The sequence below is a fragment of the Aquirufa sp. A-Brett2-W8 genome, assembly GCF_054558755.1.
Genome location: NZ_JBPXKS010000018.1, coordinates 1 through 255 on the forward strand (window position 1 = coordinate 1; position 255 = coordinate 255).

The 255-nt window shown below is 36.5% G+C and carries 1 protein-coding gene; it reads right to left on the reverse strand.

The genetic code is table 11. From position 1 onward, the window contains the following. Positions 1-255: integrase core domain-containing protein (locus ACST13_RS11060; protein WP_459523260.1), on the reverse strand; the 255-nt coding region annotated here is incomplete at both ends.

A 255-nucleotide genomic window follows, 5' to 3' on the forward strand; every position in this document is an offset into this window, starting at 1 on the left:
TTATTTTCTCATAGTTCAATCTTCTTTGTTTTAAGGTTTCCATTTTAATTCGTTTTCTTTCTTGTAAAATCATCTCTCCACGCCCATAATATACGTCAGCAGGCGTTAGATTTTGAAGGGATTCATGGTAACGCTGGTGGTTATAATATTCCACAAAATCTTTTAAAGCCGCCTCTAATTCCTCAGGCATATAATAATGATGGAGCTTGACTACATTCTTCATGGTCCGGTGGTATCTTTCTATCTTTCCTTGGG